Origin of the sequence: Burkholderia sp. 22PA0099, assembly GCF_047497165.1 — a bacterium.
Lineage (GTDB): Bacteria > Pseudomonadota > Gammaproteobacteria > Burkholderiales > Burkholderiaceae > Burkholderia.
The window spans coordinates 1107201-1127329 of sequence record NZ_CP163165.1; the positions used below are offsets into that span (position 1 = coordinate 1107201).

Below are 20129 nucleotides of genomic sequence, written 5' to 3' on the forward strand. Positions count from 1 at the left end.
GCTGCGAGCGGGCTGCAAGCGGGGCGGCAACCGGCGCCGCAAAGAAACACGGCGCGAACACCGTTGCCGATGTCCGCGCCGTGGCGGGCCGGGGCCGAAACCCGGGCGTGCGAACCACTGCACGCCCGGATCGGCTTAGCCGGTATTGCGCAGGCCGGCCGCGATCCCGTTGATGCTCAGATGAATCCCGCGGCGCACGCGAGCGTTGGTGTCGCCGGCGCGGTGGCGCTTGAGCAGTTCGACCTGCAGGTGGTTGAGCGGGTCGAGGTACGGGAAACGGTTCTGGATCGAGCGCGCCAGCAGCGGATTGGCCGCGAGCCGCGCTTCGTGCCCGGTGATCTGGGCCAGCGCCGCCGCCGTGCGTTCCCATTCGGCCACGATCCGCCCGAACACCTGCTTGCGCAGCTTGCGGTCCGCCACCAGCTCGGCGTAGCGCGAGGCCACGGCCAGGTCGGTCTTGGCCAGCACCATGTCCATGTTCGACAGCAGGTGCGAGAAGAACGGCCAGGTCTTGTTCATCTTCTGCAGCAGCGCGAGGCGCTTGGCGCGCTCGGCCTCGTTCGCGGCGCCGTCCAGATAGGCGGCGAACGCGCTGCCGAAGCCGTACCAGCCCGTCAGCAGCAGGCGGCACTGGCCCCACGAGAAGCCCCACGGAATCGCGCGCAGGTCCTCGATCTTGCGGTTCTTCGGGTCCTGCAGCTTGCGCGAGGCCGGGCGGCTGCCGATGTTCAGCTCGGCGATTTCGCTGATCGGCGTGGAGGCGAAGAAGTAATCCTTGAAGCCCGGGGTTTCGTAGACGAGCGCGCGATACGCGGCCATCGCGGCGTCCGACAGCGTCTGCATCGCCGCCTCGAACGCCGGCAATTGCGCCGGGGCGTTGTTGCGCGGCAGCAGCGAGGCCTCCAGCGTGGCGGCCACCACCGTTTCGAGGTTGCGGCGGCCGATTTCCGGGTTCGCGAACTTGCTGGCGATCACCTCGCCCTGCTCGGTCAGGCGGATCTGGCCGTTCACCGTGCCCGGCGGCTGCGACAGGATCGCCTGATAGGTCGGGCCGCCGCCGCGGCCGACCGTGCCGCCCCGGCCGTGGAACAGGCGCAGCTTGATGTCGTGCCCGCTGAACAGTTCGACCAGCGCGAGTTCGGCGTGGTACAGCTCCCAGTTCGAGGTCAGGAAGCCGCCGTCCTTGTTGCTGTCCGAGTAGCCGAGCATGACTTCCTGCTCGCCGCCCTGGTGGGCCACCATCGCCTCGGCGCCCGGCAGCGCGAAGTAGTCGCGCATGATGTCCGCGGCGTTGCGCAGGTCGGCAATGGTTTCGAACAGCGGAATCACCATCAGGCCGTGCTTCGCGTTGCCGTGCGTGCCGAAGGTGCCGTCGAGCAGGCCGGTCTCCTTCTGCAGCAGCAACACCTCGACCAGATCCGACACCGTTTCGGTGTGCGAGATGATGTAGTTGCGCACGGCGCGCGCGCCGAACATCGCGCGTACCTCGCGCGCCTTCTCCAGCACGCCGAGTTCGCTGGTCGCCAGTGCCGAGTAATCGAGATACGGAATGCGCAACGGGCGCGGGTCGGCCAGGGCCGCCAGCAGCACGCGCAGCTTGTCGGCTTCGGCCAGCGCGGCGTAATCGGCCTCCACGCCGGCGCGCGCGAACAGTTCGGCGATCACCGCTTCGTGGATGTCCGAGCTCTGGCGCAGGTCGATGCTGGCCAGATGGAAGCCGAACACCTCGGCGGCCCGCACCAGCGGCGCGAGGCGCGGCGTGGCGAGCGAGGCGCCGTGGTGGGCGATCAGCGATTCGTGCAGCACGCGCAAGTCGCGCGCGAACGCTTCCGAATCGGGGTACGGCGTGGCCCGCACGGGCGGCGCGCCGCGGCCGGCGCTGCGCACGGCCACCGCGCCTTCGCCGAGGCGCACGCGCGCGCTCGCGGCGACGCGCGTGTAGATGCCGATCAGCGCGCGGCGGTACGGCTCGTCGACGCGGTGCGGCGACTGGTCGGGCGAGGCGGCGGCCAGCGCCTTGACGTCGTCGCTCGCGCCGACCAGCAGGTGCGAGACCGACAGCTCGGCGCCGAGCTTGTGCACCTGTTCCAGGTAATGCTCGAGGATCACCGTGCCCTGGCGATGGATCGCCTCCTCGAGCGTGGCCGCCGTCACGTTCGGATTGCCGTCGCGATCGCCGCCGATCCAGCTGCCCATCTGGAAGAACGCCGGCACGCGCGCGTCGAGGCCGTGCTCGGCCAGCGCTTCCTCGATGTCGGCGTAGAGCGCCGGCAGCTCGTCGAGGAAGGTCGCGCGGTAATAGGAGAGGGCGTTGTCGATTTCGTCGCCGACCGTCAGGCGCGCGTCGCGCAGCATGCGGGTTTGCCACAGCGTCGTGACGCGGGCGCGCAGCAGCGCTTCGTTGTGCGAACGCTCGCGGGCGGTCAGTTCCTGATCGCGCTGGGCCAGCAGGCGCGCGATGTCGTGCTGCGCGTCGAGAATGCTCTTGCGCTGCACTTCGGTCGGGTGCGCGGTCAGCACCGGCACGATCAGCGCCTCGTCGAAGAAGCGCCGGACCACGTCGGCGGACGCGTCGCCGGCCGCCTTCAGCGATTGCAGCGCGAACGCCACCGTGCCGGCCTGCGGCGCCGAGCCGGCCAGCGCGTGGATGCGGCGGCGGCGGTTGTGATGGCGATCCTCGGCGATATTGGCCAGGTGCGAGAAGTAGCTGAACGCGCGCACCACGCTGACGGTTTGCTCGGGCGTGAGCTTGCGCAGCATGCGGTCGAGCGTGGTGGCGGCCTCGCGGTCGTCCTCGCGGCGGAATTTCACGGCGTGCTGGCGGATCGTTTCCACCACGTCGAACACGGCGTCGCCTTCCTGCTCGCGCACCACGTCGCCCAGCAGGCGTCCCAGATAGCGGATGTCCTCGAACAGCGGCCGATCCTTGTCGTCGCGCGTACGGCCGTTCGTTTTCGGCGCGGCTTTGGTCTTGCCCGCGGCGCGAGCCGGCGCTGCTGCCGCCTTTTCGACGGCGGCCTGGGCTGCGGTCTTGGCAGTGGCGCGCTGTGCGGCGGCCGGTTTCACGGTGACGTCGGCGGCTTTTGCTGCCGGCTTGGCCACGGTCTTGGTGGTGGCACGCTGCGCGACAACCGGGTTCACTGCGGCGTCGACGGCTTTCGCGGCCGGCTTGGCCACGGTCTTGCCGGTGGCGCGCTGCGTGGCAACCGGGTTCACTGCGGCGTCGGCGGCCTTTGCATCCGGCTTGACTGCGGTGCGGGCGGTCCGGGGCTTCGTGGCGGCCGGCTTCGTCGCGGCGGTCGTGGCCGTGGTCTTGGCGGCTTTCGTGGCGACCGTCTTCGTGGCTTTCTGGGTGGCCGATGCGCCGCGGGCGGGGGCGGCAGTTTCGGTGTCGGCGGTGGACGAGGCAGTATTGCGGCGCGCGGTGCGCGCCGATCCGGAGGACTTCACGATGGGTTTCCTTGGGAAAGCACGAGTGAGCAGGGATTTCGGGCACTGACTGCGGTACTGACGATTGCGGGCGGCGGACCGCCGCGCATCACGTCGGCCGCCGGCGGGCGGCCGTGCTCGCGCGCCGCGCCGCCCGTAAAAGGGGGACGGGCGTGCGTGCTACCATTGTCCGATCCTGGTTCCCGTCCTTCGATGCCGCTGCAATGAATTCCGAGACTCTTACGGCCGACGCGCCGGCGACCCTCACGATCGCTTCGCGGGAGAGCCGCCTGGCGATGTGGCAGGCTGAACATGTGCGTGATGCGCTGCGCAAATTATATCCAGCTTGCGACGTGAAAATCCTCGGCATGACGACACGAGGCGATCAGATTCTCGATCGCACCTTGTCGAAGGTCGGCGGCAAGGGCCTGTTCGTCAAAGAGCTGGAGAATGCGCTGGCCGACGGCCGCGCCGATCTGGCCGTGCATTCGCTGAAGGACGTGCCGATGTCGCTGCCGGAAGGCTTCGCGCTGACGGCCGTGATGAGCCGCGAAGATCCGCGCGACGCCTTCGTCTCCAATCACTACGCCTCGCTCGACGAGCTGCCCACGGGCGCAATCGTCGGCACCTCCAGCCTGCGCCGCGAGGCGATGCTGCGCGCCCGATACCTCGATTTCGACGTGCGTGCGCTGCGCGGCAATCTCGACACGCGGCTCGCCAAGCTCGATCGCGGCGAATACGCGGGGATCATCCTGGCCGCCGCCGGCCTCAAGCGGCTCGGCCTCGGCGATCGGATCCGCTCGCTGATCGACGTCGAGACCAGCCCGCCTGCCGCCGGCCAGGGCGCGCTCGGCATCGAGACCGCCGCGAACCGCGCCGATGTGGCGCGCTGGCTCGCGCCGCTGCACGACACGCCCACGGCGCTGGCCACCGAGGCCGAGCGGATGGTGTCGCGCGCGCTGGGCGGCAGTTGCTCGGTGCCGCTCGCGGCGCACGCCGTCTGGCACGGCGATCAGCTCGAACTGACGGGCCGGGTGTCGTCGGTCAACGGCGCACGCGTGTTGAACGCCCGCCGCCGCGCGGCGATCGGCACGCCCGAGGAGGCGCTCGCACTCGGCCGCGAGGTGTCCGATGAGCTGGTGCAGCAGGGCGCCTTCGAAATCATCGAGGCGCTGACCGGAGCGCAAACCTGATGGCCGCCCGCGCGTTCACGGCGGTGCTGACGAAGCCCGAGGGGCAATCGGCGGCGCTCGCCGCGCAACTCGCGGCCGCCGGCATCGAAGTCTTCGATTTCCCGCTGATCGACATCGCCCCCGTGGCCGATCCGGCGCCGCTCGACGCGGCGTTCGCGCGGCTCGATGCGTATGCGCTGGTGGTGTTCGTCTCGCCGAACGCGATCGATCGCGCGCTCGCCCGCTACAACGCGATCTGGCCGCATTCGCTGCCGATCGGCGTGGTCGGGCCGGGCAGCGTGGCCGCGCTGGCGCGGCACGGCATCGCGGCGCCCGCACATCGCGTGATCGCACCCGTTGCCGGGCCGGACGACGAGAGCGGCACCGACGACGCCCCGCGCTACGACTCCGAAAGCCTGTTCGCGCAGATCGAGCGCGCGTTCGCCGCGAGCGGCCGCGCACCGGGCGCTTCGGCTGCCGCCGCGATTGCTTCGGATTCCCTCGAATCGCCGGATCAAGAATCGCCGCATCAATCATCCGACGAAACGCCGGCCCCGGCCGCTTCCACGCCCGCCTCCGGCCCGCTGGCCGGCAAGCGTGTGCTGATCGTGCGCGGCGACGGCGGTCGCGAATGGCTGTCGACGGCACTGCGCGACGCCGGCGCCGAAGTCGACCGGGTGGCCGCCTACCGCCGCATCGCGCCGGAGCCGTCGATCGGCGCCTGGGAGCGCGTGCATACGCTGCTGGCCGGTGCGCCGCACGCCTGGCTCGTCACGAGCTCGGAAGGCGTGCGCAACCTGCACGATCTGGCCGTCGATCACCTCACTTCCACCGAAACCGAAGCGCTCAAGCATGCCCCGGTCGTAACGCCACACCCGCGGATCGCGGACACGGCGCGGGCACTCGGTTTTGATACGATTACGCTGTCCGGCGCGGGCGACGAACGCATCGTCCGCGCATTCCGAACGTTGGCCGACTCGGCCGCTCACGCGGCGCAAGCCGCATCGGTGCCCTCCCGCATGACAGATACCAACGATTCCAGCAAGGCTTCCTCGCCGGGTACCGGCAGCGCCGCCGCGCGTCCCGCCGCACCGGTCACGCCCCCCAATCAACCGTTCACGCCGTTCGAGGCGAAATCCGCGCGACGTTCCGGCGGTGGCGCGGCCGGCGTGCTGCTGTGGTGCCTCGTGGTGGTGCTCGCCTGCGGCGCCGGCGCGGGCGGCTTCGTGCTGAACCGCAAGATCGAGAAGCTCGATCAGGCCACGCTGGCTCGCCAGAAGGCGGCCGACGCCGCCACCGCCGATGTGCGCACGCAGTCGGCCCAGGCGCTGGCGCAGGCGCATCAGGTGGACGAGCAGGTCGCGCAGTTCGCGGGCAAGCTTGCCGACGCGCAGGCGCACCAGGACGCGCTGCAACAGCAATATCAGGACCTGTCGCGCAACCGCGACGCCTGGCTGCTCGATCAGGTCGAGCAAACCCTGCAGGGCGCGAGCCAGCAACTGCAACTGACCGGCGACACGCAACTCGCGCTGGTGGCGCTGCAAAACGCCGATTCGCAATTGGCGACGTCGCAGGGCGCGCAGGCGATCGCCGTGCGCAAGGCCATCGCACAAGACATCGACAAGCTCAAGGCCGCGCCGTCGGTCGATCTCACCGGCATGGCGATCAAGCTCGACGACGCGATCGGCCGCATCGACGCGCTGCCGCTGTCGGGCGAAGCGCCGATCGCGCGCGCGCAGCCGCGCACCGCGCATCCGGGCGACGTGGCGAGCGAAGCCGCCGCCACCGGCCAGCCGAGCTGGAAGATCTGGTGGCACGACATCACGGCCGGCATCGGCGCGCAACTCACCAGCCTCGTGCAGGTGCGCCGCATCGACAACGCCGATGCGATGCTCAATTCGCCTCAGCAGGGCTATTTCCTGCGCGAGAACATCAAGCTGCGCCTGCTGACCGCGCGCCTGTCGCTGCTCGCGCGCAACGAGCCGGCCATGAAGTCGGATCTGCACGCGGCGCAAGCGGCGCTCGCGCGCTACTTCGACGCGTCGTCGAAGGACACGCACACGGTCGAGGATCTGCTCAAGCAGGTCGATGGCGCGTCGCTGGCGGTGGCGGTGCCGAACCTGAACACCAGCCTGTCCGCGATCCAACAGTTCAAGAGCCGGGGGTGACATGACGTTGCGAGGAATCCTCTGGTTGGCCGTGCTGTTCGCGATCGCCGTGGCGCTGGCCACGGTCGGCCGCTTCGACGGCGGGCAGGTGCTGATCGTCTATCCGCCGTATCGCGTGGACGTATCGCTGAACCTGTTCATCGTCGCGATCGTGGTGCTGTTCATCGTGATCTACGCCGTGCTGCGCATCGTGCGCAACATCTGGCGCATGCCGCATCGCGTGGCCGCCTACCGTGCGCGCATGCGCAACGAGAAGGCGCAGGGCTCGCTGCGCGACGCGATCTCCAACCTGTATGCCGGCCGCTTCTCGCGCGCCGAGAAGGCCGCGCGCGATGCGCTGGCCGTCGATGCCAACCAGAGCGCCGCCGGCCTGGTGGGCGCGGTGGCCGCGCACCGGATGCACGAATACGCGCGTCGCGACGAATGGCTCGCGAAGGTCGATGCAAACGAATGGCAGGAGGCGCGGCTGCTGGCCACCGCCGACATGCGCGCCGAGGCGCGCGATGCCGAAGGCGCGCTGGCCGCGCTGGCCGAAATGCAGGCCTCGGGCGGCAAGCGCATTCATGCGCAGCAGGTCGCGCTGCGCGCCCAGCAGCAACTGAAGAACTGGGCCGAGGTGCTGAAGCTCGCCAAGGTGCTCGAAAAGCGCGATGCGCTGCACCCGGCCGCCGCGGTGCGGATGCGCCAGCAGGCCGCCGAGCATCTGCTGCGCGACCGTCGCCACGATGCCGATGCGCTGCTCGAAGTCTGGCAATCGCTGTCGGCCGTGGAGCGGCAGTCGCCGCGCCTTGCCGATCTGGCCGCCGAGCTGCTGGTGGCGCTGGAGCGCCTGCCCGAAGCGCGCCGCATCGTCGAGGATGCGCTGGCCCATCACTGGGATGCGCGCCTGCTGCGCCGCTATCCCGATACGGCCGGCGTCGATGCGCTGCCGCTGATCCAGAAGGCCGAGGGCTGGAAGCGCGATCACCCTGACGACGCCGATCTGCTGGTCGCATTGGGCCGGCTCTGCGAGAAGCAACAGCTGTGGGGCAAGTCGCAGTCGTTCCTCGAAGCGGCGCTCAAGCTGTCCGACAACGACGCGCTGAAGGTGCGCGCGCACCGTGCGCTGGCGCGCCTGTTCGAGAATCTCGGCGACCAGGAAAAGGCCGCACGCCACTATCGCGAAAGCGCGCTGGCGATGCAGGTCGGTTGACACACCGCGCTACGTTGAGCGCGGCATCCATGCGAAACGGCAGCCCTCGGGCTGCCGTTTCGCATTGAGGGGCGACCCGAAAGGCCGCCGTGCCCGCGTGTGTTCAGTTCATTTCAGCGATTGACCAGCGCCTTCGGCACCGACAGCGCCAGCAGGCCGCCGAGCACGCAGAACGCCGCCAGCATGAACATCCCCGCGTTGTTGCTGCCCGTGGCCTGTTTGAGCCAGCCGATCATGTACGGGCTCAGGAAGCCGGCCAGGTTGCCGATCGAATTGACCAGCGCGATGCCGGCCGCGGCCGCGGTGCCGCCGAGGAAGGCGGTCGGCAGGCTCCAGAACAGCGGCAGCGTGGTCAGGATGCCGATCGTCGCGAGCGTCAGGCCCACCATCGCGAGCGCCGTCTGGTCGGCCCAGGCCACCGACAGCAGCAGCCCGATCGCCCCGAGCGCGGCCGGAATCGCCACGTGCCAGCGGCGCTCGCGGCGGCGATCGGCGCTGCGCGAGATCAGGATCATGCCGACCACGGCCGCCGCGTACGGGATCGACGACAGCAGCCCGATCGTGAACGAATCGGTCACGCCGGTGGACTTGATGATGGTCGGCAGCCAGAAGCCCACGCCGTACAGCCCCATCACGAACGAGAAGTAGATCAGCGCCATCAGCCAGACGCGCGGGCTGGCCAGCACGCGGCCGATCGGGGCGTCGTCCTTGAGCGCCTCCTCGGCCTGCACGTTGCGCGACAGCAGCGCCTTCTCCTCGTCGGTCAGCCAGCGCGCGCCGGCGATCCGGTCTTCCAGCCAGATCAGCACCAGCACGCCGACGATGATCGACGGAATGCCTTCGATCAGGAACAGCCACTGCCAGCCGGCCCAGCCGTTCATGCCGTGGAAGCTCTTCAGGATGTAGCCCGACACCGGGCCGCCGATCACGCCCGACAGCGCGATCGCCGTCATGAAGAAGGTGGTCATGCGCCCGCGCCGGTTGGCCGGATACCAATACGTCAGGTAGAGGATCACGCCCGGGAAGAAGCCCGCTTCGGCAATGCCGAGCAAAAAGCGCATCACGTAGAACATCGCGGGCGTTGTGACGAACATCATCGCCGCCGAAATCAGGCCCCAGGTGATCATGATCCGTGCGATCCAGACCCGCGCGCCGACGCGGTGCAGGATGATGTTGCTCGGCACCTCGAACAGGAAATAGCCGAAGAAGAAGATCCCGGCGCCAAGGCCGTACACGGTGTCCGACAGGTTCAGGGCGGTCGCCATCTGCAGCTTGGCGAAGCCGACGTTGACGCGGTCGAGATACGCAACCACGTAACAGAGCATCAACAGCGGCGCGAGCCGCCAGGTGACCTTGCGATAGGTGGCCGTCTCGAAATCGGACGGCTGGCCGGGGTAGGCCGGAACGGTGCTTGCCATGGGTGTTGTCTCCTGTGTGCGAATCGTGCGTCGAATGCGCACTGTGCGATTGTCGCGATGCCACGTCGTCGTGCTGCCACGTTGCGGCGCCGCCCGGGTGATGCGGTTTCGGGCGGCCGCCGGTCTTGCCGGACTACTGAAGATTCGAGGTCCTGCTGTTTTTTTGCCGAGCCGCTCAGATGCAGCGGCCGCCATCCACTTCGAGGCACACGCCGGTGATGAATTCGGCGTCGTCGGAAGCCAGGTAGAGCGCCGCGTTGGCGATGTCCTGCGGCGTCGAGAGCCGGCCGAGCGGGATCGTCGCGAGAAAGCGCTGGCGGTTCTCGGGGGTATCGGCCACGCCCATGAATTCGGTCATCAGGCCGGTTTCGCCGAGCACCGGGTTGATGCAGTTCACGCGGATGCGGTCGGCGCCGAGCTCGGCGGCCAGCGTCTTGCTGGCGGTGATCATCGCGCCCTTCGTGCTGTTGTACCAGACGAGCCCGGGGCGCGGCCGGATGCCGGCCGTCGAGGCGATGTTGACGAACACGCCGCCGCCGGCCTGGCGGAAATACGGCACAAGTGTTTGCACGCTCCAGAACAGGCTTTTCATGTTGACGGCGTAGACGCGGTCGTATTCGGCCTCGGTCACTTCCAGCACCGGCTTGTTGCGGTGGGTGGTGCCGGCGTTGTTGACGATCACGTGGACGCGCTGGAAATCCGCCAGCGCGGCGGCCAGCAGCGCCTGCCAGTCCTCGCCCTTCGACACGTCGCCGGCGATCGCGATCGCCTTGCCGCCGGCCACAGCGATCTCGCTGGCCACGCGCTCGGCCGCCGCGCCGTTCAGATCGTTGACGACCACGTTCGCGCCCTCGCGCGCGTAGGTCTTCGCAATGCCTTCGCCGAACCCCGAACCGCCGCCCGTGACGATGGCTGTCTTGCCTGCAAGCCGCATGAAGTGTCTCCGATGATGGGTGATCCTGCGCCTGGCGCGCGAGCCCGGCCCGCGCGTCGCGTGGTTGCTGCGTGCTGCTGAGTGCTTTTTGCGTGGTAGGTGCCGGCTTGGCTAGCCGTGCCTGAATGCGATGGTCTTGAGCACCGTGAAGCCGTACAGCGCCTCGAAGCCCTTCTCGCGGCCATGCCCCGACCGGCCGCTGCCACCGAACGGCAGCTCGACGCCGCCGCCCGCGCCGTAGTTGTTGACGAACACCTGACCGGCCCGCACGCGCCGCGCGAGCCGCATCTGGCGCGCGCCGTCGCGAGTCCAGACGCCCGCTACCAGCCCGTAGGCGGTGCCGTTGGCGAGCGCGAGCGCCTCGTCCTCGTCGTGGAAGCGCATCGCGGCCAGCACCGGGCCGAACACTTCCTCTTGCGCGAGGCGGTGGTCGGGCGGCACGTCGCGCAGCAGTGTGGGCGCCTGATAGAAACCGCTTTCGGGCGCATCCGGCACCACCTCGCCCTGCGCGGCCATCGCGATGCCGTCGTGCTGTGCGTCGGACAGGAAATCCCAGACGCGCTGCTGCTGCTTGGCGTTGATCAGCGGCCCGCAATCGAGATCGGCGCGGCCGGGGCCGACGCGCAGCGCGGCGAACGCGCCGGCGAGCCGGTCGAGCAGCGGCTCGTAGATGCCGCGCTCGATCAGCACGCGGCTGCCGGCCGAGCACGTCTGCCCGCCGTTCTGGATGATCGCGGACACCAGCACCGGCAGCGCAGCGTCGAGATCGGCATCGGCGAACACGATTTGCGGCGACTTGCCGCCCAGTTCGAGCGTGACCGGCACATGCCGCTCGGCGGCGGCCAGCGCGACGAGCCGGCCGGTGTCGGGCGAGCCGGTAAACGAGATGTGATCGATGCCCGGATGGGCCGACAGCGCGGCGCCGGCCTCGTGGCCGTAGCCGGTGACGATGTTCAGCGCGCCGGCCGGCAGCCCGGCCTCCGCCGCCAGCCGCGCCACGTAGAGCAGCGACAGGCAGGCATCCTCGGCCGGCTTGACGACGCAGGCGTTGCCGGTGGCGAGCGCCGCGCCCACGCTGCGGCCGAAGATCTGCATCGGGTAGTTCCACGGCACGATGTGGCCGGTCACGCCGTGCGGCTCGCGCACGGTCAGCACGGTGTAGCCGGCCTGATAGGGCAGCGTTTCGCCGTGGAGCTTGTCGGCCGCGCCGGCATAGAACTCGAAATAGCGCGCGAGCGCGGCGGCGTCGGCGCGGGCCTGCTTGAGCGGCTTGCCGGTATCGCGGCATTCGAGCTGCGCGAGCGCTTCCTGGTGGTCGGCCACGCGTTGCGAGAGCCGGTACAGCAGCCGGCCGCGTTCGGCGGCGCTGGTGGCGCCCCAGGCGCCTTCGCAGGCGGCGCGGGCGGCCTGCACCGCGGCGTCGATGTCGGCGGCGGTGCCGCGTGCCAGGCGCGCAAACGGCGCGCCGTCGGATGGATCGATGACGGCGAGCGTCTCGCCGTTCGCGGGCGCGACCCATTCGCCCGCGATGAAGTGCCTTGCCTCTTCCATGCCTGCTCCCGGCTCGTTGGTATCGATGCGTGATTCAGGTGTTGCGGATGATGCCCACGGCGATGGCGACGCGCGCCGATTGGATCGCGCGACGGGCAAGTGTGCGCCGAACTTCACCGGAGCGCCATCGGGTGATTGGCTATAATGGCGGCTCCTCGCGAAGGCGCGCCCGCCCAGTCGGTTGCCGCGCCCCGTCCCGATTTCCCATCGTCAAGCAGAGAGCGCTCATGAGCTTCAGCAATGTTCCCGCCGGCAAGGATCTGCCGCACGACTTCAACGTGATCATCGAAATCCCGGCGCAAAGCGATCCGGTCAAGTACGAAGCCGACAAGGATCTCGGCCTGCTCGTGGTCGACCGTTTCGTCGGCACCGGCATGCGCTATCCGGTCAACTACGGCTTCATTCCGCAGACGCTGTCGGGCGACGGCGATCCGGTCGACGTGCTGGTGATCACGCCGTTCCCGCTGCTGGCCGGCTCGGTGGTGCGTTCGCGCGCGCTGGGCATGCTGCAGATGACCGACGAATCGGGCGTCGACGCGAAGCTGATCGCCGTGCCGCACGACAAGGTCTGCCCGATGACGGCCAGCCTCAAGTCGCTCGACGACGTGCCGGCCTACCTGAAGGACCAGATCAAGCATTTCTTCGAGCAATACAAGGCGCTGGAGAAGGGCAAGTGGGTCAAGGTCGAAGGCTGGGCCGACATCGATGCCGCCCACAAGGAAATCACGGAAGGCGTCGCGAACGCGGCCAAGTAAGCCTTCCGGCCGGGCGCGCGAGCGTGCCGGCCTCTGCCGTGCGAAACCGCGCGTGCCCCCTGTCGGGGCCGCGCGGTTTTTTCATGGGCGCGCGATGCGCCCCGGCTGCCCCCGGCACCGGTGTGCGGCGGGAACGGCGGCGATCAGGCCGCTTTGCTGCGTGAAGGGCGGGGGCGTGCCGCACGGCCTTGCGCCATGCCGGGCGAGAGGTCGTCCGCGGCCGTGACGATATCGAGGACGGTGCCGGTGAACGGCGTGCCCGACGTGGGCGCGATCCCGATTGCCGCGGTTGCCGTCGCGTCCGCCGCGACCGTGTCGGGGCGGGCTTGCGCATGCGGCTGCGCCTCGACCACCGGCAGCACCGATTCGAGCGTGCGCTGCCCGCTTGCCAACGCGCGCTTCTGGGCAGGCGCGAGCCGCTTGACCCAGTATTCGGCGCTCGAGGCGCTCGAGCGGTCGGCCCGCGCGAACGAGGCCAGCACCCTGAGCGGCTTGCGCGCACGCGTATAGCGTGCGCCCTTGCCGTTGGCATGCTGCGCGAAGCGGGCGTCCACGTCGGTCGTGATGCCGGTGTAGATGCTGCCGTCCTCGCATTCGATCAGATAGAGAAACCAGGACATGGCGGAGCGGGATAAACCGGTTGGATGAGGCAAGGCCGTCAGTTTCTCAGAAAAAGCGCAGCACCCTCCCACCGAATTCGAAAACGCCGTCGCCCGTTTCTGGCAGAAAGCGAGGATGGCGCGGTAATTCGGACAATCGAGCATGCTCGGCCGCGCAGGATGGTTCGCTCTACAAATCATGCGGACGATATCGCCCTCGCAGCGACCAACAACGTCGTCCGGAGGCCGCGGGGCGGGGGTTCGTTTGCGCTCGATCACGACGGTTGAATATTTCGTAACGCAAAAAAATGTTTCCGTGGGCCGCAAAAATCAGATTTTCCTGATTGATATCAAGTCTTGAACTGGTGATCATGGCGCCTGCAGAAAAGTTTTGCGGGATATGGAGTCGATATTCTATAAATTGCGAAATCTCTGTTATTGGTAGTACTAATTATTTAATAGGTGCAAGTATGAAAATGGAAAAGATGGGTGTGGCGATCGGCGCGGCAGTGCTGCTGCTGGGTACGATGAACGCGGCCCAGGCCGAGGTGGTCCAGAAGAACATCACGTTGACCGCTCAGATCAGCGACAGCATGTTCGTTTCGAAGCCGGACGGCTCCACCTGGTACAGCACCGAAGAGCTGGAGGCGACCGACTACTCGCAGGCGAAATTCTCCAAGACGCTGCCCATTCGCGTCTGGACCAAGAACAAGGATTTCAACATCTCGTTGGCGCAGCCGCTGAAGATGGCAAGCGGGCGTTATGAAATGGCGAATGCCGTGGTTACGCTGTCGAGCAACGCCGGCGACAACGAAATCAAGTTCGGTACGCAGCAGAAGATCACGCAAACGGCGGCGGGCAATGGCGGCTTCGACGAAGTCCACGACCTGACGATCACGGCGAACGCACCGGAGAAAGTCGGCGATGCAAGCACGAACGGCAGTTACAGCGGCGATCTCGTGATGCTGTTCGAGCCGGTCGCGTCGGCCGAGCCCTCCGAGTAAATCGGTTGTTGGTACGGGAGCCTCGTTCGCGCGAGACTCCCGTCATTTGTCATGAATTGCTATGGCTCCTCGATATTCCGTCTCCGCTGCCAATAAGTCCGCGTGTTTTCCGAATCCATTCCGGTTCGACTCAATGCGATATGGGTCGGGGCCTTCCTTTTCATTTCGTCGAACGCGTTCGGGAACCTGAAGGTTTCGTACGGCGTTCCGGAAGGATTCAGTGCGGCCGAGCTGGATGACAGCGCGCACTACGTGGCGACCTTTAGCGGGCGCACCCTCCCGGGCTTCGTGGCCTATTCGTCGGAGACGAACGAGCTTGAATTCGACGAGGAAAAATATCGGGAAAACGGGATTTCCGCGGAGGACGTGGCAACGCTGAAACGGATCGTCGCGCAACTGGATTACAAGCGTTGTCGTAACGGTTGCGACACGCGTATCGACGGCCATTTCGTGACCGTCGACAAAATCAGGCGGTCGATCGCGATACGCGATTCGCGCGACGACTACGTTGCGCCGCCCACGCATTTCGGCATCGTCAGCAACCATGCGTTGGACCTGCGCGCGTCGTCCGACGCCTACCGCGCGGCGAACGTCAATGGCAATACCTGGGTGGGGTTGCCGTCGCAGAGCTTCGGCTATGCGAGCTGGTATGTGAACAATACGTGGTCGCGCCAGTATCGCGGCGGCACACGCGGCGTGTCGTCGTACTACCTGCAGAAAAACTTCGCGAACACCTATGTTCGGGCCGGCAAGCAGAACAGCATCGACTATGCGTCGGGATCGGTCGGCACGCTGATTTCACCGAGTTTCGATCAGTTCGTGACGGTCGGGAGCCAGTCGCATCTGAAAGTCAGCAGCAACACCGCATCGATGATCCTGTATGCCACCGTTGACGGCAATTACGAGTTCTATCGCAGTGGTCGCCTCGTGACCAAGCGGCCGGCCGTGATCGGGCGCAACGAAATCAGCTACGCGGATCTACCCGGCGGCTACTACACGATGGAAGTTCGGCTGGTCGACCGAAACGGCAATATCGTGAGCCGCGAGACGCGCGAGATCAACAATCTCAGCTTCGGCCAGTCCGGCGGCAATGCCTGGCATGTGACGGCCGGCAAGGAGCTGCAATTCGGCGGGTATCTGCTCGAGGCGGCAGCGAGCCGGAATCTGAAGCAGTTCTATCTGAACACGTCCGTGCTGGCCGGGCAGGGCGGCAAATGGGCCGCCGAAGCGAACGTGACGCGTCCGACGCGAATCGCCGGTGCCGAGGTGACGCCCACCTTGGGCATCCTGGCCGGCGAGCGCGGCGCGGGCGGCTACGTGAATCTCGCGGTGTCGCACGAGACGCTCGGCACGCTGTCGTTCAGCCGATACCAGAACACCGATGTTTCGCGCTTTTATCGCGGGCAGCCCAGCATGGCGGCCTCGTACAGCCGGAACATCCGCAAGGCCAGCTTCAACTACAACTACCAGCAATCGAACTTCGGCCGCTCGCACCAGGCCGAGGTGCGTTGGAACTATCGTCCGAACGGCTTGTGGGCCACCTTCGCGCTGGGCGTGCAGCAGGGCGGCTTCCAGCGCGGCAGAAGCGGCTACGGCGTGTATCTCAACATGACCATGACGCTGGATAGGGTGCAGGCGAGCTTCGGCGCCGCACATTCCGGCGGACAGACCCAGTTGAACGCCGATGTGCGAAAGGATTTCCAGGATAGTTTCGGCACCTCCTCGATCGGGTTGAATGCCAATCGCGTGGGCAACGATTTCGGCGCCTATGCCTATGGCAGCCGCTCGGGCACGCGCGGCGACGCGTCGTTGAACATCGGCTACTCGGCGGCTGCCACCAACGTCGATTTCAACTACCGCGGCATGGTGGCCGCGAGCCGGGATGGCGTGGCCCTCGGCCGCTTCGCCGGCAGCGGAAGCGCGATGCTGCTGACGACGCCCAAGATCGAAGGAACGAAATACGGCTTCAATGTCGAAGGCAACCCGGTGGCCGGCAACGGCATCTACGCGGTGCCGCTGGCCGCTTACCGGGACGTCCCGTTCGCGCGCGTGTTCAGCAACAGCCAGGATCTCGACATGAATATCGAGGTGCCCGCGAACGTGGTGCGCGCGCATCCCGGGCAAGTCTATTCGGCGTCGGCGCGCGTCGATATCAGCATGATCTACAGCGGCTTCCTGACCGATGCCGAAGGCCGGCCGCTGAGTGGAACGATCGAGGAGAGCGGCGACACTGTTCACAAGAACGGGCTGTTCTCTCTGGTCAGCAAAAAGATGCTGCCGCAGCTCACGGTCGAGCGCGACGGGAAGCGCTACAACTGCAACCTGAAGGATGTGCAAGGCAGCTATTACCGCTGCCAATGACGCGCATTCGAATTTTTTTGAGAGGCAAGCCGATGAAACCGATGCTGCGAATCGCATCCACCGCATGCTGCATGGCGCTCGCGCTGTGCATGAGCCAGGGCGCACGGGCGGAGGGCGAGCTGATGGTGCTGCCCGCCACCACGAAGGTGTTCAATGCCCACGAACGGCATGTGACCGTCAAGAACCTGGGCGATGCGCCGTTGTATCTCAATATCTCGGTGGAAAAAGTCACCAACCCGGGCATGACGCCGGAGACGAAGGTCGCGCTTGGCGACCTCGACAGCCCCGGGATGCTCGCGAGCCCGGACAAGCTGACGCTCGGGCCGAGCCAGACGCGCTCGATCGTGCTGAAGTCGTTGATGGAGCCCGAGAACGAGGAACTCTACCGGCTGTACGTCGTGCCCGTCAGGGCGCTGCACGTCGATGGCGCGCCGCAGGACAAGATTTCCGCGCCGATGTCGGTGGCGATCGGCTATGGCGTGCTGGTGCGGCACATGCCGGCGCCGGGCAGGCAACGTTCGGGCTGGACGCATCGCTGCGAAGGCGGCGGGCTGACGCTGGAGAACACGGGCAACGTCCGCAAGGTCCTGACCGACGTGGTGGACGATACGGCGAAGCCCGCGCAAAGCGTCGCCATGTTTCCGGGCACGCCGCAGCATTTCGCAACGCATCGGCTGACCTTGAAGGACGACGACGAGCCGGTCACGCTGACATGTCCGTGACGAAGCGCAGGGTGCGTTGGGCGGTGGGCACCCTGGCGGTGTCGTGGTGCGTGACGTGTTCGGCGGCCGGCGCGCTGAAATTGTCCCGGACCGAACTGACCGTGAAGCCGGACGGCACCGCCAGCCCGCTGTGGGTCGAAAACACCGGCGATTCGCCGCTGTATCTCGACGTGACGCAGCAACGGGTCGCCAATCCGGGGCAAGTTCCCGAGCGGCTCGAACCGGTCGAGGAGGTGCCGCGGCCCAGCTTGCTGGTGCTGCCCGGGCGGCTCGCGCTCGCGCCGGGACAACGATACGGGATCGTGCTGAAAGCGCTCGCGGTGCCGCAGCGCACGCAAGTGTGGCGCGTCACGTTCCGGCCTCGGGAGCGCATTGTCGTCGACGGCGGCCGGGACGGCGATACGGCCGCGCCGCTGTTCGTCAGCATCGGATATGGCGTGGTGATTTATCAATTGCAGGGTGGCGACCATCCAGGTCGCGAAGCGAAATCGGCTCCCTGACTCGCCGAGTGGCGTTGTGCGTGCGTTAGCCGCAGCTGTTGTTGCGTTCAGGCGTGGCGGATTTTGCTTCGAAGTTCAAGGTGATTCGAATGGTGGGGAAAACAGGATGTCGCGGAGCGTCGATCGGGGTTGCGCTGCTGGCCTTGCTGCTAACGGGTAGCGCGCAAGCCGCCGATCTGGCGTTGCTCGATGTGGCAAGCGGTTATAGCGGATGCCGTTGGGTTGATCATGGCGGCGGCGATGCCACGGTTTTCGTCGATGTTCATTTCAAGGGAGTGCGGTCCGGAATTCCGGCGGGTGCGAAATTCAGATCGCGAGGTCTGCTGGTGTATTCCTATGATGAAAATGGTGTCGCGAAGCCGATTACGACTTTGGTTCGGAAGATTCTGTTAAATAATAGTACCAATAATCGTGCGTATTTTTTGCGTGATAAATATGTTCTTCATTATTCGGAGGCCAATTTCATTGGTTGGGTGGACTCCGAAGATTTCGTGGCCCATTTCGAGATTTCTTTGAATGGCAATCTTATTTCGTCTTGGCCGGCCATTTCCGTCAGGGCGGGAAATGCCACGAATCGCGGTGACGTCGCCGAAGTATCCGGCGCTGCGTACATAAGACTGGGTGACGATTCAGGGGTCTGCGAAATCGTAAACACCCCGGACATCGCGGGCCCGCTGGACATCAAGATCGGCATGACGGCCCCGGACTGGAACCTCGGCGAATTGCCGCGAGGCGATTCGGAAAAAACCTTTCCCGAAGTGGCCAACCAGCTTTGCTTCACGTATTCCGGGGCGTCGGTCAAGGGCAGGCGCTTCATCGTCAATGCAAGCAATGCCAATGGTGTCGTCGGCAATCGATATCGGCTCAAGAACATGAGCGATGCCTCGCAGTACGTTCCTTACGACCTTGCGTTGTCCGGCGCCACTTCGTTTCCCTTGCCGAATTCGTCGGACGTTGCGCTGACGATGGACCCGTCCGGCAAAACCTGCTTTGTGCCGACATTCAAAACAACGGTCGACAACAAGGTGAAGGATGGCGACTACAGCGACGTGCTGACCTTCACGGTCGTCACCCAACCCTGAGGAAGATCCGTGAAAAAGACCATCTGGCGGACCGGGCTGCTTATCGGATCGATGCTGCCTGCCATGGCGTGCGCGCAGTCGGTGACCCTGAGCGGAAAAACCACCAGCAAGGTGACCGCGCATGTCGCGCGGCCGAACAACCTGTTCGTGACGGACGACAAGGGGGGCTGGTTCGATCAGGGGCTCGAGATGAAGCAGGTCGGCGGCTGGGATACGCCGTTCGAGGCGCAGGCCCGCCTGAAGATCGTATCGAGCAGCGGCACGTTTCAGGTTCGTCTCGATGCACCGCTGACCATCCGGCATCAATCGAATCCCGCGCTGGCATTTCGAACGCCCAAAGTCACGCTCGGCATGGAAGGCGGCGCACCGAAGCCGTTGACGATCGATCGAAGCGCGGCATTCCGGAACCCGGCGCCCGCGGAAGCGGGCGAGGATTCGGAAGGCCATTACGTTCTGGATGTGGCGGCACTGCCGCCAGCCGGGGATTTCAAGCGCACCTCGGGCACCTACAGCGGGGTGCTGTCGATAACGTTCGAGCCGGTCATCACGGAGCGGGAGATTTCACCATGAAGCGCATGTCGATTGCACGGCGTTGCGCCGCCGGCGTGGCGGCGATGGCCGTGCCGATATCGGCGGCCGCGACGATCGACGTCGGTCCGAAAGACGCGACGGTGCGCAGCGGCGTGACGTCGATCACGGTCGTCAACAACGGCAATCGCGCCGAATACGTCAGCGTGACGCTGTCGCGCCTGCTCAATCCCGGCGCGCCGCAGGAGGACGAGCGCCTCGAGCCGGTCGGCGACGCGGCCCGGCCGGCGTTGTATGCCTATCCGTTTCAGATGAGCCTCGCGCCGGGGCAGACGAAAACCATCAAGCTCAAGGTGCTGCATCCGGTCGAGACCGAAACCGTCTATCGGCTGGAGGTCAAACCGGTCGTCAAGCTGCTCGGCGGCGATCGCGCCAAGCCGTCCGCCGCCGTGGTCGCCAATCTCGCGTTCAGCAACATCGTTCGCCAATTGCCGCCGTCCCCCCGCGAGGGGATCGCCGTGACGTGCGAAGCGTCCGGCGCGCGGCTGACCGCGACGGGCAATGTGCACTATCGCGTGGAAGGGGCCGAGGTGGACGATCGGCGCGTCGATGCATTCAACGTGTATCCGGACGTGCCGCGCCTGCTGACGGGCGCGGTCGTGGCGGTGCCCGGCCGTCCAGCCTGTCGCGGGGCGCAGCCCGACCGGTAGCGGC

General features: G+C 66.7%; 16 protein-coding genes. 11 read left to right on the forward strand and 5 right to left on the reverse strand.

Annotated elements, in window-relative coordinates:
- Positions 1 to 135: 135 nt before the first annotated feature.
- On the reverse strand, positions 136 to 3450 hold the full coding sequence (gene ppc / locus AB4851_RS20275) for a phosphoenolpyruvate carboxylase (RefSeq protein ID WP_414451214.1): 3315 nt from the start codon (positions 3448 to 3450) through the stop codon (positions 136 to 138).
- 203 nt (positions 3451 to 3653) lie between these two features.
- Between ppc and hemC the strand changes: the two genes are divergently transcribed.
- Genes hemC through AB4851_RS20290 form a run of 3 tightly spaced genes read left to right on the forward strand, consistent with a single transcriptional unit; the run spans position 3654 to position 7961 of the window.
- Entirely contained in the window at positions 3654 to 4622 is a 969-nt protein-coding gene (gene hemC, locus AB4851_RS20280; RefSeq protein ID WP_414451215.1) for a hydroxymethylbilane synthase, read from the forward strand.
- The gene (gene hemDX, locus AB4851_RS20285; RefSeq protein ID WP_414451216.1) at positions 4622 to 6769 is read left to right on the forward strand and encodes a fused uroporphyrinogen-III synthase HemD/membrane protein HemX; all 2148 of its coding nucleotides are present in this window, start codon (positions 4622 to 4624) and stop codon (positions 6767 to 6769) included. Before hemC ends, hemDX begins: the two co-directional genes overlap by 1 nt.
- 1 nt (position 6770) lies before the next feature.
- A complete protein-coding gene (locus AB4851_RS20290; RefSeq protein WP_414442806.1) occupies positions 6771 to 7961 on the forward strand; it encodes a heme biosynthesis protein HemY in 1191 nt (396 codons plus the stop codon).
- Between the two features lie 113 nt (positions 7962 to 8074).
- Here AB4851_RS20290 and AB4851_RS20295 read toward each other — a convergent pair whose 3' ends face one another.
- From AB4851_RS20295 to AB4851_RS20305, 3 genes are all read right to left on the reverse strand, one after another.
- Positions 8075 to 9379 carry an MFS transporter gene (locus tag AB4851_RS20295; protein WP_414451217.1) on the reverse strand — a complete coding sequence of 435 codons (1305 nt, stop codon included), beginning with the start codon at positions 9377 to 9379 and terminating at the stop codon, positions 8075 to 8077.
- Between the two features lie 175 nt (positions 9380 to 9554).
- On the reverse strand, positions 9555 to 10313 hold the full coding sequence (locus AB4851_RS20300; protein ID WP_414451218.1) for an SDR family oxidoreductase: 759 nt from the start codon (positions 10311 to 10313) through the stop codon (positions 9555 to 9557).
- A 111-nt stretch (positions 10314 to 10424) separates the two neighbouring features.
- Complete coding sequence (locus tag AB4851_RS20305) at positions 10425 to 11864, reverse strand: aldehyde dehydrogenase family protein (RefSeq protein WP_414442803.1); 1440 nt, start codon at positions 11862 to 11864, stop codon at positions 10425 to 10427.
- A 227-nt stretch (positions 11865 to 12091) separates the two neighbouring features.
- Between AB4851_RS20305 and ppa the strand changes: the two genes are divergently transcribed.
- The gene (ppa, locus tag AB4851_RS20310; protein ID WP_414442802.1) at positions 12092 to 12619 is read left to right on the forward strand and encodes an inorganic diphosphatase; all 528 of its coding nucleotides are present in this window, start codon (positions 12092 to 12094) and stop codon (positions 12617 to 12619) included.
- A 143-nt stretch (positions 12620 to 12762) separates the two neighbouring features.
- Here the strand turns inward: ppa and AB4851_RS20315 are convergent, their stop codons facing one another.
- The gene (locus AB4851_RS20315) at positions 12763 to 13239 is read right to left on the reverse strand and encodes a GIY-YIG nuclease family protein (RefSeq protein WP_414451219.1); all 477 of its coding nucleotides are present in this window, start codon (positions 13237 to 13239) and stop codon (positions 12763 to 12765) included.
- 449 nt (positions 13240 to 13688) lie between these two features.
- Between AB4851_RS20315 and AB4851_RS20320 the strand changes: the two genes are divergently transcribed.
- The 7 genes from AB4851_RS20320 (at position 13689) to AB4851_RS20350 (ending at position 20125) form a co-directional block, all read left to right on the forward strand.
- Entirely contained in the window at positions 13689 to 14222 is a 534-nt protein-coding gene (locus AB4851_RS20320) for a CS1 type fimbrial major subunit (protein ID WP_414451220.1), read from the forward strand.
- A gap of 231 nt (positions 14223 to 14453) precedes the next feature.
- Positions 14454 to 16583, forward strand: coding sequence for a TcfC E-set like domain-containing protein (locus AB4851_RS20325; protein ID WP_414451902.1), 2130 nt, complete (start codon positions 14454 to 14456; stop codon positions 16581 to 16583).
- Between the two features lie 41 nt (positions 16584 to 16624).
- Positions 16625 to 17305, forward strand: a complete 681-nt coding sequence (locus tag AB4851_RS20330; RefSeq protein WP_414451221.1) for a pilus assembly protein — start codon at positions 16625 to 16627, stop codon at positions 17303 to 17305.
- 23 nt (positions 17306 to 17328) lie between these two features.
- Complete coding sequence (locus tag AB4851_RS20335) at positions 17329 to 17805, forward strand: hypothetical protein (RefSeq protein WP_414451222.1); 477 nt, start codon at positions 17329 to 17331, stop codon at positions 17803 to 17805.
- 41 nt (positions 17806 to 17846) lie between these two features.
- Entirely contained in the window at positions 17847 to 18887 is a 1041-nt protein-coding gene (locus AB4851_RS20340) for a hypothetical protein (RefSeq protein WP_414451223.1), read from the forward strand.
- Between the two features lie 9 nt (positions 18888 to 18896).
- The gene (locus AB4851_RS20345; protein ID WP_414451224.1) at positions 18897 to 19457 is read left to right on the forward strand and encodes a hypothetical protein; all 561 of its coding nucleotides are present in this window, start codon (positions 18897 to 18899) and stop codon (positions 19455 to 19457) included.
- The gene (locus AB4851_RS20350) at positions 19454 to 20125 is read left to right on the forward strand and encodes a hypothetical protein (protein ID WP_414451225.1); all 672 of its coding nucleotides are present in this window, start codon (positions 19454 to 19456) and stop codon (positions 20123 to 20125) included. Before AB4851_RS20345 ends, AB4851_RS20350 begins: the two co-directional genes overlap by 4 nt.
- Positions 20126 to 20129 lie beyond the last annotated feature (4 nt).

What these genes read in the sequence shown, in the direction of transcription:
- hemC (WP_414451215.1), top strand. Translation starts at nt 3,654, where the DNA reads ATGAATTCCGAGACTCTTACGGCCGACGCGCCGGCGACCCTCACGATC.
- hemDX (WP_414451216.1), top strand. Translation starts at nt 4,622, where the DNA reads ATGGCCGCCCGCGCGTTCACGGCGGTGCTGACGAAGCCCGAGGGGCAA.
- AB4851_RS20290 (WP_414442806.1), top strand. Translation starts at nt 6,771, where the DNA reads ATGACGTTGCGAGGAATCCTCTGGTTGGCCGTGCTGTTCGCGATCGCC.
- AB4851_RS20295 (WP_414451217.1), bottom strand. Translation starts at nt 9,379, where the DNA reads ATGGCAAGCACCGTTCCGGCCTACCCCGGCCAGCCGTCCGATTTCGAG.
- AB4851_RS20300 (WP_414451218.1), bottom strand. Translation starts at nt 10,313, where the DNA reads ATGCGGCTTGCAGGCAAGACAGCCATCGTCACGGGCGGCGGTTCGGGG.
- AB4851_RS20305 (WP_414442803.1), bottom strand. Translation starts at nt 11,864, where the DNA reads ATGGAAGAGGCAAGGCACTTCATCGCGGGCGAATGGGTCGCGCCCGCG.
- ppa (WP_414442802.1), top strand. Translation starts at nt 12,092, where the DNA reads ATGAGCTTCAGCAATGTTCCCGCCGGCAAGGATCTGCCGCACGACTTC.
- AB4851_RS20315 (WP_414451219.1), bottom strand. Translation starts at nt 13,239, where the DNA reads ATGTCCTGGTTTCTCTATCTGATCGAATGCGAGGACGGCAGCATCTAC.
- AB4851_RS20320 (WP_414451220.1), top strand. Translation starts at nt 13,689, where the DNA reads ATGAAAATGGAAAAGATGGGTGTGGCGATCGGCGCGGCAGTGCTGCTG.
- AB4851_RS20330 (WP_414451221.1), top strand. Translation starts at nt 16,625, where the DNA reads ATGCTGCGAATCGCATCCACCGCATGCTGCATGGCGCTCGCGCTGTGC.
- AB4851_RS20350 (WP_414451225.1), top strand. Translation starts at nt 19,454, where the DNA reads ATGAAGCGCATGTCGATTGCACGGCGTTGCGCCGCCGGCGTGGCGGCG.